The sequence below is a fragment of the Acinetobacter sp. 2JN-4 genome, from assembly GCF_003687745.1.
Classification (GTDB): domain Bacteria; phylum Pseudomonadota; class Gammaproteobacteria; order Pseudomonadales; family Moraxellaceae; genus Acinetobacter; species Acinetobacter halotolerans.
On record NZ_RDNY01000003.1, the window covers coordinates 346,630 to 362,531 of the forward strand.

Below are 15,902 nucleotides of genomic sequence, written 5' to 3' on the forward strand. Positions count from 1 at the left end.
TTTAGATCATCCACAATGGTAAATATGTACATACATTGAGCCAGCCCTTTTTCAAAGACGCTCAGCCCATTTTAATTTTTCGTATGTCAATTGCTCCAAGCTTCAACTCGGATGTTGAGAAAAGAAAGTCGCACGAACGACTAAAAATATTAAGGAGACATAAATGAATATAGCTACAAAATTTACTCCAAGAATGATTGCTACAAAGGATGTGTCCCTTGAGGATAAATATATAAGCGATGACGGTACTGCTTATATGACTGGTATTCAGGCATTGGTTCGTTTGCCCCTTGCTCAGACACGTCGGGATACTTTAAACGGTTATCAAACTGCAGGCTTTATATCTGGTTATCGTGGTTCCCCTGTTGGTAATTACGATAGTTTCCTTTGGCAAATAGGCGGTTTACTTAAAGATCATGATGTGGTCTTTCAACCAGGTGTAAATGAAGATTTAGCTGCGACTGCAATTTGGGGCACTCAACAAGCCAACCTCGCGGGCCAAGGTAAATATGATGGCGTCACCTCATGGTGGTACGGTAAAGGTCCTGGTGTTGATCGTTCTGGTGATGTACTTCGCCATGCCAATCTAGCCGGTACGTCTGAACATGGTGGTGTTGTTGCCCTATTTGGCGATGACCATTCCTGTAAGTCTTCTACTGTTCCGCATCAATCCGAACATGTCATGATTGGCTGTGGTATTCCTATTTTCTATCCAACATCAGTGCAACATATTCTTGATCTGGGTGTGCATGCTGTTGCGATGTCTCGTTTTTCAGGCGTTTGGACATCGATGAAGCTGGTGAGTGAAATTGTAGAAACCTCTGCTTCAGTCAAGGTTGGTTTAGACCGCGTAACACCCATTATCCCAGAAGATGTCCAATTTCCTGAGGGTGGTGTCAATATCCGTTGGCCAGATCATGGCATACAACAAGAAGAACGACTCTATAAATATCGCCTACCTGCGGTATTGGCTTATGCACGCGCCAATAAATTGAACCGTGTGACTTTGCCATGCAAAAATGCGCGTATCGGAATCGCTGCCAGTGGCAAAGCTTATTTAGATACGATTGAGGCATTGCGTATTTTAGGGATTGAAGGTGAAGCGGCTGAACAACTCGGATTACGTGTTTATCAGGTTGAATTGATTTGGCCTTTAGAACCTCAAGGCATTCGCGAGTTTGCTGAAGGTTTACAAGAGCTGATCGTGGTTGAAGAAAAACGCCCAATTCTAGAATCCCAAATCAAAGATGAGCTCTACTCTCTGCCAGATGACAAACGCCCTCGTGTGATTGGTAAAGCCTGTGATGGCAAAGGTGAATGGAGTACATCGATCAAAGAAGCACCACTCATTGGTCATTATGAATTCCAGCCTGAACCAATTGCTAAGATGCTAGCTGCTCGATTCTTAGGACTCGATTTACCAGAAGCGTTAAGAACGCAAATTCAGAATAAAGCGGACTTATTACATAAAGCAGAGCAAGAATCTCGCCGTGTAATCGATCTTGCTGAGCGCAAACCTTATTTCTGTAGTGGCTGTCCGCATAACACCTCAACCACACTGCCTGAAGGTAGTCGTGCGCTAGGTGGTATTGGTTGCCACTATATTGCGGTCTCACTTGATCGTGGTACAGAAACATATTCTCAAATGGGTGGCGAAGGTGTTAGTTGGGCGGGTGCATCGCATTTCACCAATGAAAAACATATTTTTGCAAATCTCGGTGATGGTACCTATTTTCATTCAGGCTATCTGGCGATTCGCCAAGCGATTGCCGCAAAAATTAATATTACCTATAAAATTCTCTACAACGATGCAGTTGCCATGACTGGTGGGCAACATGTCGATGGTCATTTAAGTGTTGCGCAACTGACCAGACAGTTAGCTGCGGAAGGCATAAAGAAACAGGTGATTGTCACAGATGAACCTGAATTGATTCATGCAGAGGAAGAGATTGCGCCAAATGTGGAAATCTACCACCGAAATGAACTAGATGCGGTTCAACGTCAATTACGTGATATTTCAGGTGTTACTGCGCTAATTTATGTACAAACCTGTGCCAGTGAAAAACGCCGTCGTCGTAAACGTGATGCCTATCCTGATCCAGCCGAACGTATATATATCAATACGGATATATGTGAAAGCTGTGGTGATTGTTCTAAAAAATCGAACTGTTTATCCATTGAAACTGTGGAAACAGCTTTAGGAACAAAACGTCAGATCAATCAAAGTACCTGTAACAAAGACTTTTCTTGTGTTGAGGGTTTCTGCCCAAGCTTTGTCACTGTGCATACTCGCGCCATGAAACGTCCTGAGAAATTTGAAGGCATCGCTGCAGGCTGGCCAGAAACACCAGTGATTCCCGTGCTTGATGATATTCCAAGTCGCATTATGGTGGGTGGTGTTGGCGGTACAGGTGTAGTGACGATCGGTGCCCTACTTGGTATGGCCGCGCATCTAGAAGGCAAAGCTACACGCGTGATGGATATGGCTGGATTAGCTCAAAAAGGTGGTACGGTTTATTCCTATATCCAAGTCGCAAATTCTGATGATCAAATTTCTTCAACCAAGATTCCAGCGGGTCAATGTGATCTTTTAATCGGTGCAGATGCCGTGGTTGCTGGTGGTGGCGCAGTACTTTCTCGTTTAAAAGAAAATGCGGTGGTGATCGTGAATGAAGATTCTTCCCCAACTTCTGACTTTATCGAGTCACGTGACTGGTATGCACCAATCAGTGACTTAGTTGATCGACTACGTGGTCGTACCCACAAAGGCACACTGGTATCACTATCTGCGACACGCATCGCAACTTTAGTGCTCGGTGATGCCATCTTTACAAATCAATTATTACTGGGTATGGCATGGCAATCAGGTCGTATACCGTTATTACGTCAAAGCATTGAAAAAGCAATTCAACTCAATGGCACTGCCGTGGAGAAGAATCTAGAGGCTTTTCGCATTGGGTGTCATCTTGCCAGTGATCCAAGTTTAGCGCCACGTTTGCTTGCAGCCATGCAAAAAACTAAAAAGCCTGAAACATTGGCTGAATTAATCGTAGATCGCTCATCACGTCTGGTTGACTATTGGAATGAAGCTTATGCGATGAAGTATCGTAGCTTGGTCGAACAAGCATCGAAAGCATTACCAGAAGAATTGACCGCGACCATTGCCACACAACTGTATCGCGTCATGGCCTATAAAGATGAATATGAAGTCGCTCGTCTTTTGACAGGTAAAAAATTCAAAGAGTCGATTGAAACCCATTTTGGTAAAGGCTTACGCTTAACTTACCATCTTGCTCCACCGACTTTAGGTGCTGATCAAAATATTCGTAAGCGTGCTTTCGGATACTGGATTCGTTTCCCAATGATGTTGCTGGCTCGTTTGCAGTTGCTTCGGGAAACCTTCCTCGATCCATTTGCACGTCATGAAGAACGCAGACGTGAACAGGCTTGGCGTGATCGTTATATCGCATTTGTTGAAGCACTGATTGCTTCACCTGAAAAATATGACTTAACTGTCGCTGAGGAAATTGCTCAGTTACCTGTAGAAGTACGTGGCTTTGGTCATATTAAAACCCAAGCAATGCAGACAGCGATGCAACGTTGGGATGAGTTGTCATTAGCACTCAAAAAATAAGGAAATATAAATAAAGTTGATATGACGACTTTATAAAAGAAAAATTCAAAGCGTTAAAAGCTAAGCTCTTAACGCTTTGTTTATGACATACATATATCAATGCTATAGCAAGTGTATAACCAATAAAATCAGAAACAGCACTGCGACCATAGCATTCGCTTTCAACATCTTTTTAGGCGAATAGGTCAATAACAATCCGACCGCCAAAGCTGCAAAACTGACACACCCTAGCCATTCTGACAAACCAATTGAAATGCCTTTAAAATATGCAGTGAATCCCGCAGAAATAATGAGCAAGCCCCAACCTACAGTTTGAAATAAACGACAATTTCGTTGACTGACTGGACTTGAGAAAATCTCACGTTGGTGCTTCGCCATCGCACAAGCCAGACTCGACAATCCAACCACACAAACACACCACAATAACAAGGCAGTCATTCTATAGACTCCTGTGCAGTCTTGTTTTTAGGCTGCGCTTTTTTCTTGATCGGTAAGCCTTGATAACGTTTTAGCTTGTAGTAAGCGTAAATAAAGATCAGTCCTAAAGTGATCGATACCAGATCAAAGCTTGCAATCATCCATTGATCAAGATAGATACTTTTCCAGAGTGGCATACCTCCAGTTAAGACATTGAGTATTGGAATGAATAAAAACATTCCCGTAGCTAAAGCAAGTTGTTCTAACCATGCAGGACGATGCTGACGAATTGCAGCATGGACCAAACACAACAACCATGCGATAAAAAACACATTAATTTCAATCGGTGAACGTTCAATAACTTGAGCTGGAATCAAACGATTGGCGAAGAAATATGCTGCACAGGCTATCGGTAAACCTGTAATCGCTGCAATATTTAAGACTTCAACTACACGATGCCCGACAGGTTTATACCCCAATTTTTGGACATCAGGTGCGCGTTTAACCACCCATAGAATAAGTCCAGAAGCGATCATCATCGTACCTAACACGCCTGATAAAAATAACAACCAACGTAAAACTGAATCTACCCCATGTGCCATATGTAACCATGTCACTAAGGTATAAATCGCTTTTGGAGTCGAATTGACAGGTTTCGCCTCGTCTATTTCTCGACCAGTTACCGCATTGAATTTTAATGACGGGATACTTTCTCGATCCATTAACGTTGTGGTACGTGTAGCGTTATATTGTATTTCGGCTTCTGCAGTATTGGGTTTATTGACCCTGATCGAAGAGATGGGATTGTTTAACCAACTGTGTTGAACAGTCTTCGTCAACGCAGTTAAATTAACCATTTCTGCTGCCTCGACAGGCTTATTTTCTTGTCCTGATTCAACACGACCACCACCACGACTTCCTCGTCCTGTCAGCATTCCTTTTTGTTTTTGTTCTTCCAGTAAACGGGCTTGTTCAGGTGTTTGAGCAACAGGTTGATTGAGAATCTGATAGAAACTTCGCACATCGCCATAATGTGTATTCATCGCCCAAGGCATAAACAAATGCATCAGCAGCAATAAACCACTAAAAGTAATCATGATGTGAAAAGGCAAAGCAAAAACAGCCGTCGCATTGTGTCCATCAAGCCATGAACGTTGGCCTTTGGCAGGTCGGAAAGTAAAGAAATCTTTGAAAATCTTTTTATGCGTGATAATCCCGCTAATGATGGCAACAAACATAAATAATGTTGCCACACCTACGATCCAGCGTCCCCAAATACGCGGCATGCCATATAGCTCAAAATGGAAACGATAGAGAAAAGCTCCACCTCTTGTTTCTCTAGCCTTAATCTCTTGACCTGTTTGAGTATCTAAGTAAATCTCTCCACCACGTCGTCGCTCCTCACCTGCTTGACGGATATTCAGCATAATGGCGGGTTGTCTTTCATTGGCAAAACGAATATTCCAACTCTCTGCATTTTGCCCTTTTTGATTCAAATACGTTAAGGCATGACTGAGCTGTTGTTGCTGTGAAGCGGTATTCACTGATTGATGTAGTTCTGGCTTCATCCAAACGGTAATTTCATTTTGGAAAAAGCTGAGTGTACCTGTTAAAAATACTGCATATAACAACCAGCCTAAAAGTAGACTTGTCCAAGTATGCAACCATGACATCGACTGACGTGGACCTTCATTTTTACTATCGACACGCATGATGTCACCCTTGTAACAATAAATAGATGAATGTCATCAAGACGCTCGGCAACACCACAGCTAGCCAGACTTTAAGCGTCGATTTGACCATGAATATCCATACAAACAAGGCACAATGAATGATAAAAGCCAGCATAGTGACGCTTAAAACAGCATTGGCTTTTAAAGGCTCTGAGGGAAATAAAAAAACAATCAGCATCACCGCAATGGCTACAAGGTAATAAGCACCAAAAATCGCCAGTACAAAACGTGAAAAAATCATCAAGCGATATTTAAGCAATGATGATTGTTGAATTCGATTTTTGGAGACACTTTTCGTGGTAACGAAGGGAACAGACGCTTCAATAGTCATAGCAATACCAACAGGAGTGGCGATGATCCTAAATCATCCCCACCTTAATCTATTATTAAAAAGTGCTTGAAGAATACACAAAACAATTAAAAATAACAATAATGACAACCATTATCATTTGCAATTGATTTAATTTTCCTCTAAATAAATGAAATTGCATCTATTTGAATGAATAAAATAACTATTTTCTCCACATCCAGATCAATACCATGAACATACATGCGATAGCTGGATAGACAAACCAAGGGTGTGGAATCGTCCAGATCATCACTCCTGCTGCTATGCTCATACTAATTGTTGACATATATTTTGCTTTTTTCGGTATGCGACGATTTTCCCTCCATTCTTTTATGATGGGACCGATAAAACGATGGTTTAACAACCATTGATGAAGTTTTTCTGATCCTCTCGCCGCAAAGAAAACTGCCAGTAAAATAAAATCGACAGTTGGTAAACCCGGAATAAAAATCCCGACTATTCCCAGTGCAATGCATAACCAAGCGAGACATATAAATAACATGCGCCACCAAATCGAACGTGCGACTTTACTTTCTGATGGTGGTGAGGAAGTCAGTTCCATATTTAACTTATTCTCTGTGTGATCCATATGTTTCATACTCAGTTAGGCATAGTTTGATGAGTTAAGTGCTTTGAGAATTTTCTAATCTTTGCTTTGTATTTCCCCAATCTGGATAAATAAAAATTGCTTCTCAAAGATTTAGTGCAATTCATCCAATCGGTTGAGTGCATGACCAAAATATCCAAAAGCATCTAATGCACCTTGGATCACACGGTCTTGTTGAGACTGATCAAAGCCTGCCTCATCCAAGGCTTGTACAAAACGTTTCCACACCTTGGCACGACCTTCTGGATAGGCAGCAAGGTTTCGAGCAGCAAAAGTTTCAGAAAAACCTAAATGCTTTTGTGCTTCTTTAAATAAAAAGGCTGCGCCTAAAGTTGAACCCTCCGAAACGTAGATCCAGCCTAATGCTTCAGGCATTTCGATATTTTTACTTTGTAAAGGTTCACCTTTGGGTTGTAGTCCCAAGTCTTGCAAATCTGCAAGTGCTTGTTGAGAGCGTCCACGAATCCCTAAATCTGGGATGAGTTCCGCCACCCCTTGTTTTTCGAAAAGATGTTCAATCTCTTTTTGAAAGTAGTACTGTGACAAGGTGAATTGTGTATATCGCTCTTTACTCGAAAATACCGCTGCTTCAGCCATCAGTTTGTGCATACGCTCATGTTCAGTTGCGGTTTCATGTTTTAAACGTTGGGACAATTGATTAGCAATCATCTGTTCTGTTGCTGCATTCATTTTCTTTCTCCTAAAAATAGATAGCATGGATGGTTCAACGATTCCGACTGAGTTTAAGTTGGACTGGGAAGTCCACGACCACGGCCACTGCTCGACCGTTCACTTGATAAGGTTTAAATTTTGATTTAAGTGCAGCTTGTATGACACGTTGATCCAAGCTGCTGATGCCTGAGCTTTGTTGTAGTTGAATATCTGTCGCCTGACCGTTTTCATTAATACGTATACGAAGTTCAACCGTGCGATCTTGTTGTTTTAGTTCACGATCCTCATAGCTTAGTTTTGCAAAACTTAATACATCTACACGACTCACTTGTAATGGTTCATTTGGGGCGACTTGGCTATCTGGAGCACGTGCAAGTTCCTGTTGTGTCGCGGGTGTCATCACTCCACCAGCGTTGGAATGGCTCTCTCCTTGTTGTTTTGATACATTTGGGTTTTGCTCCGATGTGAGCTGTTGTTCGATCTTTTTTGTTTTTAAGGTCAGATCTTTATTCAGGGATGGCTTTGAATCTACAGATACTTGAGTTGGGGTAGCTTGCTCATTTTTATGATTATGTTTTGGCTGGCTATCTGATATCACACGATCAGCATGTGTGCTGCTGAGTGTGCGAGTATTTTCAACGGGTTTGGATGATACAGTTGCATTTGAACTCTCTGATACGCTTCGTTTTTGCTTCTCTGACTTGATTGCAACAGCACTTTGTCCAGGCGATCGTGGTGATGATTGTTTGGCACTGGACAATGAAACGAAATGCACTTTTAATGCATTCACTTTAGGTGCGCTATCCAATGTATACGGTTCTATCAGATGGCTGAGCAACCACAATGCTGCAATATGCAAAAGAATGACCGTACCTACAACGCCCCATTTCCCGAAATGATGATGAGGTAATTCAGAGAAGCGAGAAAATTGTTGTTTGTAACTTGGAGATAGATTTTTTAATTTCATCAGCCACTCCTAGAAACGGTGTTCGAGTTTCAGGCTGACATTGTGCTTGTCATAAGTGTACAACCAGTCCACATTGCTATCATTGTGGTTATAACGATACGTTAAATTCGGTGTTACACCATAAAATTTGAAGCGTGGCATTTGCACAACAAACGTATAATTTTGTTCAAAATCATGTCGTCTTGCTTCATAAACCTTTGCGTATTTATCAAATTGTCGCCAACGATAAGAACTTAATAATGTTGTATTAATTCCAATATTCCATGGTTTACTTATACCTAGACGAATTCCTTGTTGCTGGTAAGCCGCGGTATATTGTTCTTGTGTCGAACGATCGAGGACATCCAGTCCACCAAAGAATGTCCATTGTTCTGGTAAAATTTTCCAAAAAGTCGCCAGTACCGAACGCTCTTGCCCATTGAGGGTTTTATAAGTGTGGTAATCAAAATCTTTAATTTCTGCTTCAAGTTTGAGTGCTTTATCACCTGAAATAAATCGCATCCATTCAATCCGCCCGCCCCAAGCATCGTACAAACTCTCGTTGCCATAACGTCTGTGTTCAAATAGTGGACTGAAATTAATTTGGTTTTTTAAATCGTAATAGCTATAACCTGCATTAACGTTGAGGGTGGATTCATTATAATTGCTTTGGTTATCGTAAGACTGTCCATAAGCTAGAGCACGTAGTGCAACGCCATGATTTTCTTTAATGGAAAAACGTTTGATCAAACTTGCATCATAATCCAAGCCTTCTGCTGAAACTGTTTTTGGACTTCCTCGTGTAATTTTAGCTGGGATAATGTTGCCATCTTTATCCATGCCATACAGCGTCCAAGTTTTACTTTGTTCTGACGAACTATTTAGGTTGCTCGCATATGTAGGACCTATAGCAATAGAACCTTGCCATGTATCTCGTTGAGTAAGCGCTTTGACGAAAAGCTGAACCGTTTTTTGTACTTCTGGTGGGATGACACTGTGATCACTTTGTTTCAATTTATCTTGAATCGAAAAAAAAAGGTGTGCTGCCTCTTTGTTCTTCTGTTGTTCAAACAGCACACGCGCTAACTCGAGTTCACAAATCAGATTGTTCGGTTGTTTATTTAAACTGCTTTGGAATTTTTGTTCAGCCAGTTTTAGTTGTCCCTGAGCACGTGCCAATGCTCCTTCTGCAAAATCAGTTAAAGCCTGATCATGCTCAGGATAGTTTTGATAATGCACTAAATAGATTTGAACATTTACCCATTGTTTTTGCATAACAGTGAGATATAGCGCTTTGGCTAGATCATCTTGATTTTTCTCTACGACATAGACTTTTCCATTGATTTGGAGTTCAGGTAACTTTTCAGTGCTCCGAATCGTACCTTGTGCTTGAAGTGAACGCTGTTGTTGTAATAACTGCTGATCTAGGCTCTGATTTAGTCGAAGTTGAGTCTCATCATCCGCATAGAGTGATGTATTTCCCCATAAAGCCAAGCAACACAGCAATGTTCGTTTCATATCAACCGCAAACCAAAATGTAAAATCATCAACGCATAAAAACAAAAGGAACCTACAAATGTAGATTCCTCTCGCCACGATTAGTTTTTCGCACCGCCAAATGCAGTGTTATAAGATGCATTATTAAACTCGGCGATACCTGCCAAAGCCGCAGCATTTGCACCAAAGAAATGCCCTTGGACAATACCTGTATTATTTAACCCAGCTGTACCATTGGCGCTTGCTGCACCAGCAAACTCAGCAGTACCCGGATTAAATGTCACACCATTCAATGTTAAGTTTGAAACCGCTGTACCTGTTCCATTTAAAGAACCTTCAAGCGTCCCCGTACCAAAATTCGCAGTGAAATTACCAGTTAACAGATTCGTCGCAGATCCATTAATCCCTGCAACGGTATAAGTTGCAGTACCTGCTGTTGGTACGGTGGTATTGCTATTGTCACCCGCATAATAAACCGTATGGCTCGCACTCGCTGCTGTATCGCCAGCCTTCCACCACTCACCAAAATATACTTCCTGCGTACCCACCTGACCAAAATTAAAGTTACCTAAAGCACTATGTGAAGGTGGCATAGCCGATACAGGAATGTGTGAAATATTAAAGCTCTTGCTACCCACTGTGACATTGGTATTACTGGTACCTTGTGCGGCAAATGCTTGTGCCAAGCCTTTTAATGAACTAAAACCTGTAAATGCATTGTATGGTGCGCCTGCCGCTTCTATAGATATTGCTGCTGCACCGTCTGGATGGCTAGCATTTGCAGCCGCACCAATTCGAATGTTCGCTTCATTGCTAGAAGCACCATCAATAGCTGCATGAGAAAATACAGCAGAACATGCGACCAGACCGATGAACAGTTGAGAGATTTTCATTTATTGTTACTCCATTTATTTGAAGATAAGTTATTGTTTCAATGAGGATAACGCTATCGTTATCATGTCGTTGTATGAGCAGTTGAATCTATAAAACTGCTTTTTAGTTATGTAAATAATAATCATTCAAATCTATTATTTACGCCTATCTAATCCCAACTCACTAAAAGCAGGAATTAAATTCTGAGTTAAAACTTAGTGGTCCAACTGATTTTAAGGGTGCGACCAGGTGCGGCCATTGCACTCCGAGTAAGTGGATCGATGTAAAATTGGTTTGAAAGATTATTTCCTACAAACTCAACGGTGTTATAGGTATCTACTTGATAACGTGCATAAGCATCGAAAATCCATGTATCGTCCCAAGCCAAAGGAACATTGAGGTAATAGCCTTTATTGACGCTATCATCATTGTTTTTACGCAGCGGGCTTTCATAACCTTTATAGAAAGTTGCACGTGCCCCAAGTTCAAGCGCTTCATCAAAGAAACGTGCGCCGAATAATGCATGTGCACTGAGTTCTGGTGTAGACATTGTCACCAGATAACCATTGGGAAAGCCGTCATCGACGCAGCGTTGGTAAGCATCACGGAATTGAATGCCATGATCTGTTTGTACAGTGCCACTATTGATCATCCTGTCAATCGCACTATTGCTATCACAGACTTCATTTTTGAGGTTATAAGCCAAACTTAAATCTGTGAAGAAAGCACCGTTGTCAAAACGGCTTTGCAGTTCTAAACCTGAAAGTTTTTGCTCATCCATGTTGGTAAAAATCAGATTTTGATTTCGCTCAATCACGTTTTTGGTCTTGTTGTAGTAATACGCCAGTTTAAAGTCAGCATTGCGTGCTGAACTGAACCAGTCACGCATATCATAGACATAACCCACTTCATAGTTAAAAGCATGTTCTGGTTTAACAGCTTGATAAGGCATCATTGCTGAAAAACCGACAGTGCTTTCAAACAAACTCGGCAAACGATATTCTTCAGCATATCGTGCATAGAGTCGGTTATTTTCGGTCAGTTGAATCGCTGCACTTAACTGAGGCGCCCAACCACTATCTTTAACTTTGTTTACAGATTCAATTGGAACTTGTTCAATTACAGCGGGCTTAAAGCCATTTCCAATCACTACATATTTCTGATCTAAAGCGTTCAATTGATCCAAAATGTTGTCAGCCAAAGCCAAATGACCATTTTGATCTGCTTTCCATGTCAACGTATTGATTTGTGACCAAATTCGGCTATATAAATTTGTCTCTGATGCAGGTACAGTCTCTAAGCGACCATCCCAATCAGGATTGCTCGTTGCATAGCGTTGCGATAGTAGGTTAATCATGCGCTGCTGCTGAGCATTATAATTTTCAGGCATGGTTCGATATTCAAAACTATATTCTTTGAGTCTATTTTTCTTGGTAAATAATGGATTTAGCGTAGGATCAAGCCCATCACGGATTGATTTATTTAAGAAGTCATCAAAAGCCCAATAAGAACGGTAACGCATACCCGCATCGAAGCTTAACCAAGACAATGGACGATAATTAAAATTAAAATCAAATGTTTTCTCTTCTCTACGGCCTGTACGAGGCAAGGCTTGGTATAAAGAATAGCTTGAACCATGATCACCATAGACATCATCAGATGTCAGCTTTTCTTTTAAGAAGCTTCCACCCAGCGTCAAATCGAGTTGATCAGTCAAATGTGCTTTATTGCTCACTGTAATGCCCTTACGGGTATTATCTGAATGACTGACTGCGGTATTAATAATTTTGTTATCACGAAAGTCTATCGTGGTTGGCCAGCCACCACGAGTATAAGTCTGACTTTCAGTATCGGTTTGCCAAACATTGGCATAAAAATCGACCCACTGATTGCTTTCAGGTTTAAATTTGTATTCTAAACTATATGCTTTTGAACGGATATCACTCAGGGGCCATTGAGGTACACCCAAATCAGGCGTTATTCCCCATTGAATGCGAGATGGCATGATTTCGCCAAATTTATTTTTAGTATCTCGATAAGTGAGTTTTAAGGTTTGGAAATCTGTAGGTCGATAGGTCCCTTTGAAAAGCCAAGACTCCATCTGGCTAGATGTATTTGGAACTTCATCACCCGGTTTATAAGCATGTGCAAAATATGGAATAAAATCGAAATTGTCATTATTGGGTTCAGCACGTTTGTAATAACCCGCACCGTGTGTTCCTGAAAAATAGTTGCCACGTTCACGAACAGCATAAACAGCCAATAAATCGAATTGATCTTGTTTCATTGCCAGTGCAAGTCGACCGGCCAAATCATCGCCAGAGAAATTAGAGTTATCTTTTCGGGTTCTATTTTTCTTGTAAATATCAGGATCATATCGGGCGCGATCTATTTCAATCCATGGTGTTGTCTCACTATAATCACGACCCACTTTACTCATGTCGGGTAGCGATGGATCTATTGAGTTTGTTGAGCCTTCTACTTTTAATTCAGCACCAAAGGTTTTTCCTGCACGGACAATATCATCAGCTTCAAGTGTTTTTACCAACACCCCACCACCAACAGATGTTGTGGCATTACGTTCTAGTGAAGGTCCTTTGATGACCTCGATCCCAGCGATCAAGTTCGGATCAATATAGTTCCGATTGTTAACACCGTTATACCCTCGCCAAACAGCGACCGATTGCTCTGTTCCATCGATCGTTAATGGTACTCTACCAACACCTTGCACACCGCGAACACTTGGATCAAGTGCGCCGCTATTCCGAGCATCACCACTATACACCCCAACCATACCTTGTAATACATCAGCGGGATTTGTACCTTTAAAACGCTCTACATATTCTTTACCTGCATAAACTGAAGAATGATTTGCATCATAAACTTTGTTATAGCCTTGTGTATCACGATCTTCTTGACCGTAGACAACGATGGGAGCTAAACGAGCTGAGGCTTCATTCATTGAATCGCGCTGATCACTCATAGGAGAAACTGAAGCAACTTGATTGGCCGTTAATGGTGGTGCTTTTTTTGTGAGTGTATAGCCTTGCCCAACTTTCACAGCATAAAATTCTGTGTTCATGAGAATATGTTGAAAGCCTTGCTCTGTAGAGTAACTTCCTTTTAAGCCAGTACTATTTTTGCCTTTTAACTGTTGTGCATCGATTGCAATCGAAGTGCCTGATTGCTCTGCAAATTGATTTAACACATTTGCCAATGTACCTGCTGAAATATCATAAGATTTGGCATTTGTCGTTGCTGCATATGCAGAATGTAACGGTAAGGCTAAACTCCCGATTCCCACGGTATAGATTGCAAGCGCAAGCTTTGATAGTCGAAACAGACTGTTTCTCTGTTGCTGGCCATTTCCCAAGTTTTCCATTACACACCCCAGTAAATAGAAATAAGAATCATTCAACACAAATAATTAAAATGATCCAAATTTATTGCTTCTATTTACTATGACGAACAAGTAAGAAAAAAGTGGAACCAAATAATTAAAAAATTTTGCTAAGTCGTCACAAAAATCACATAAGGTGTAATTTGATATATTTTTAATTGTGGAAAAACTGCGCCGAGCAGTTTAAGAGCGTCTTGTGTTTGGTCTAGTGGTAATACAGCATTAACTTGTATCTTATTCAGTGCTGAATCATTAAAAATAATTTTTCCTTTGTAGTTCTGATCCAAGGCTTTCAGCACCTGATTAAGTGGTAGATCTTCAACCATCAGTTGATGTTTATTCCACTTTTGCTGCTCATTATAGCGATTTAGTACTGAAATTGGTGTTAAACCATTTTGATCTATTCCAATCGCTTGCCCTGCTTCCACTATTGCTTGATTGACTTTATTTACAGGTGTTTTCTTAAATGGTTTGGCTCGCACTTGAACTTTTGAATGTAGCATTTTTAATGCTGTTATCTCGGGTTGATACGCAACACTAAAAGCTGTTCCAAGTGCCTGTATTTGTCCATGAGATGTTTTGACAATAAAAGGTCGATGCTGATCTTTAGCAACATCAACAAATATTTCTCCTTGCACCAACTCAACCACTCTTTGGTCAGACTTAAAATCAATATTGACGGCACTTTTACCGCGAAGAATGATTTGTGAGCCATCTTGTAATGTTTGAGTGGTCCACTGGCTAGAATTACTGCGAATATCCGCAGCAATATAACCTACTGATGTATCTGATAAATATAATGTACCAATACCCAAAGTGCATAGGGCGATCGCAAATGCTGTACCAGTGCGAATATTTTTATAAACCTTTCCTGATCCCAGCCCAGCTTTGAGTGCCGATTTGGTAATTTTTTTATGATGATTATGTGATAACTTTTGAATCGAGCCTAGACAGCGTTCAATATCGTTGGCAATCTTTTGATGTTGCTGACTATTTTTTTTCCATTGTTTGAATTGTACTTCTGCATTACGACGAGTCACCTCATCATCCGCGCTTAATTGAACAATCCATTGTGCTGCCTCTTCAACCAATTGCTGGTTATGATTCTTTGTCATTTAAACCAACACATCCATATCCATTCGGGTTTGATAGCACTGTACCAAACAACTGGCCAAATACTTTTGGATCATCTTGGTCGAAACACCGAGTTTTTCAGCCGTTTCTTTATGGGTATAACCCTCTAAATAATGCAAGATAAAAGCCTGTTGCGCTTTTTCAGAGACCGCTTCTAATGCTTTGCATAACTGATGAATTGCTTGAATGATTTGCACCTGTTCTTCAGGAGAAACAACTGCATCAAGCATGTATTCCATTTCACTCAAACCATCTAGATATGCTTGTTCAATTCTTTTCCTTCGTACTTGATCGATCAATAAATTTTTCGCAATTGAAGTCAAATATGCCTTTGGTTCTTTGACGCCCAACAACTCATCGCGTGTCTGAAGGATTTTAATAAATGTATCTTGAACTAAATCAGCAGCTTGCTCAGAACTTCCAATTTTCTTTCGCAGCCAATGATGAAGCCACCCGCTATGGTTTCTGTATAATTCATCAACGAGTATCGGGTTTTTGTTCACAATCATTGACTCAAAAACAAAGTATTTACAAATGATAATAATTATCATTTGTAAAATCAAGAAAGAATAAGAATAAAGTTTTACTGCTTGCCTATTTTCACCGCAAATTAGTCTTAGTCTGATTGGCACTTATTTTG

General features: G+C 40.8%; 12 protein-coding genes. 1 reads left to right on the forward strand and 11 read right to left on the reverse strand.

Annotated elements, in window-relative coordinates; translation table 11 throughout:
* Positions 1-163 precede the first annotated feature (163 nt).
* Positions 164-3,634 (forward strand): indolepyruvate ferredoxin oxidoreductase family protein, encoded by a 3,471-nt coding sequence (locus EAH57_RS06810; RefSeq protein ID WP_121929380.1) that lies wholly within the window; start codon positions 164-166, stop codon positions 3,632-3,634.
* 102 nt (positions 3,635-3,736) lie between these two features.
* Here EAH57_RS06810 and EAH57_RS06815 read toward each other — a convergent pair whose 3' ends face one another.
* From EAH57_RS06815 to EAH57_RS06865, 11 genes are all read right to left on the reverse strand, one after another.
* Positions 3,737-4,072 carry a DUF3325 domain-containing protein gene (locus EAH57_RS06815; RefSeq protein WP_121929381.1) on the reverse strand — a complete coding sequence of 112 codons (336 nt, stop codon included), beginning with the start codon at positions 4,070-4,072 and terminating at the stop codon, positions 3,737-3,739.
* Positions 4,069-5,763, reverse strand: a complete 1,695-nt coding sequence (locus tag EAH57_RS06820) for a PepSY-associated TM helix domain-containing protein (RefSeq protein WP_121929382.1) — start codon at positions 5,761-5,763, stop codon at positions 4,069-4,071. The genes EAH57_RS06815 and EAH57_RS06820 overlap by 4 nt, the downstream gene beginning before the upstream one ends.
* 4 nt (positions 5,764-5,767) lie before the next feature.
* Positions 5,768-6,115 carry an iron transporter gene (locus EAH57_RS06825; RefSeq protein ID WP_121929383.1) on the reverse strand — a complete coding sequence of 116 codons (348 nt, stop codon included), beginning with the start codon at positions 6,113-6,115 and terminating at the stop codon, positions 5,768-5,770.
* 181 nt (positions 6,116-6,296) lie between these two features.
* The gene (locus EAH57_RS06830) at positions 6,297-6,722 is read right to left on the reverse strand and encodes a YbaN family protein (RefSeq protein ID WP_121929384.1); all 426 of its coding nucleotides are present in this window, start codon (positions 6,720-6,722) and stop codon (positions 6,297-6,299) included.
* Positions 6,723-6,833: 111 nt separating this feature from the next.
* On the reverse strand, positions 6,834-7,430 hold the full coding sequence (locus EAH57_RS06835; RefSeq protein ID WP_121929385.1) for a biliverdin-producing heme oxygenase: 597 nt from the start codon (positions 7,428-7,430) through the stop codon (positions 6,834-6,836).
* Positions 7,431-7,464: 34 nt separating this feature from the next.
* Positions 7,465-8,379: an energy transducer TonB gene (locus EAH57_RS06840; RefSeq protein ID WP_121929386.1), complete on the reverse strand. Its 915-nt coding sequence runs from the start codon at positions 8,377-8,379 to the stop codon at positions 7,465-7,467.
* Positions 8,380-8,388: 9 nt separating this feature from the next.
* A complete protein-coding gene (locus EAH57_RS06845; protein ID WP_121929387.1) occupies positions 8,389-9,876 on the reverse strand; it encodes a surface lipoprotein assembly modifier in 1,488 nt (495 codons plus the stop codon).
* Positions 9,877-9,956: 80 nt separating this feature from the next.
* Entirely contained in the window at positions 9,957-10,748 is a 792-nt protein-coding gene (locus EAH57_RS06850; RefSeq protein ID WP_121929388.1) for a Slam-dependent surface lipoprotein, read from the reverse strand.
* 188 nt (positions 10,749-10,936) lie between these two features.
* Positions 10,937-14,110, reverse strand: a complete 3,174-nt coding sequence (locus EAH57_RS06855) for a TonB-dependent receptor (RefSeq protein ID WP_121929389.1) — start codon at positions 14,108-14,110, stop codon at positions 10,937-10,939.
* 128 nt (positions 14,111-14,238) lie between these two features.
* Positions 14,239-15,243, reverse strand: coding sequence for a FecR family protein (locus EAH57_RS06860; RefSeq protein ID WP_121929390.1), 1,005 nt, complete (start codon positions 15,241-15,243; stop codon positions 14,239-14,241).
* Positions 15,244-15,765 carry a sigma-70 family RNA polymerase sigma factor gene (locus tag EAH57_RS06865; RefSeq protein ID WP_161401213.1) on the reverse strand — a complete coding sequence of 174 codons (522 nt, stop codon included), beginning with the start codon at positions 15,763-15,765 and terminating at the stop codon, positions 15,244-15,246. It lies immediately after the preceding gene.
* Positions 15,766-15,902: the final 137 nt, after the last annotated feature.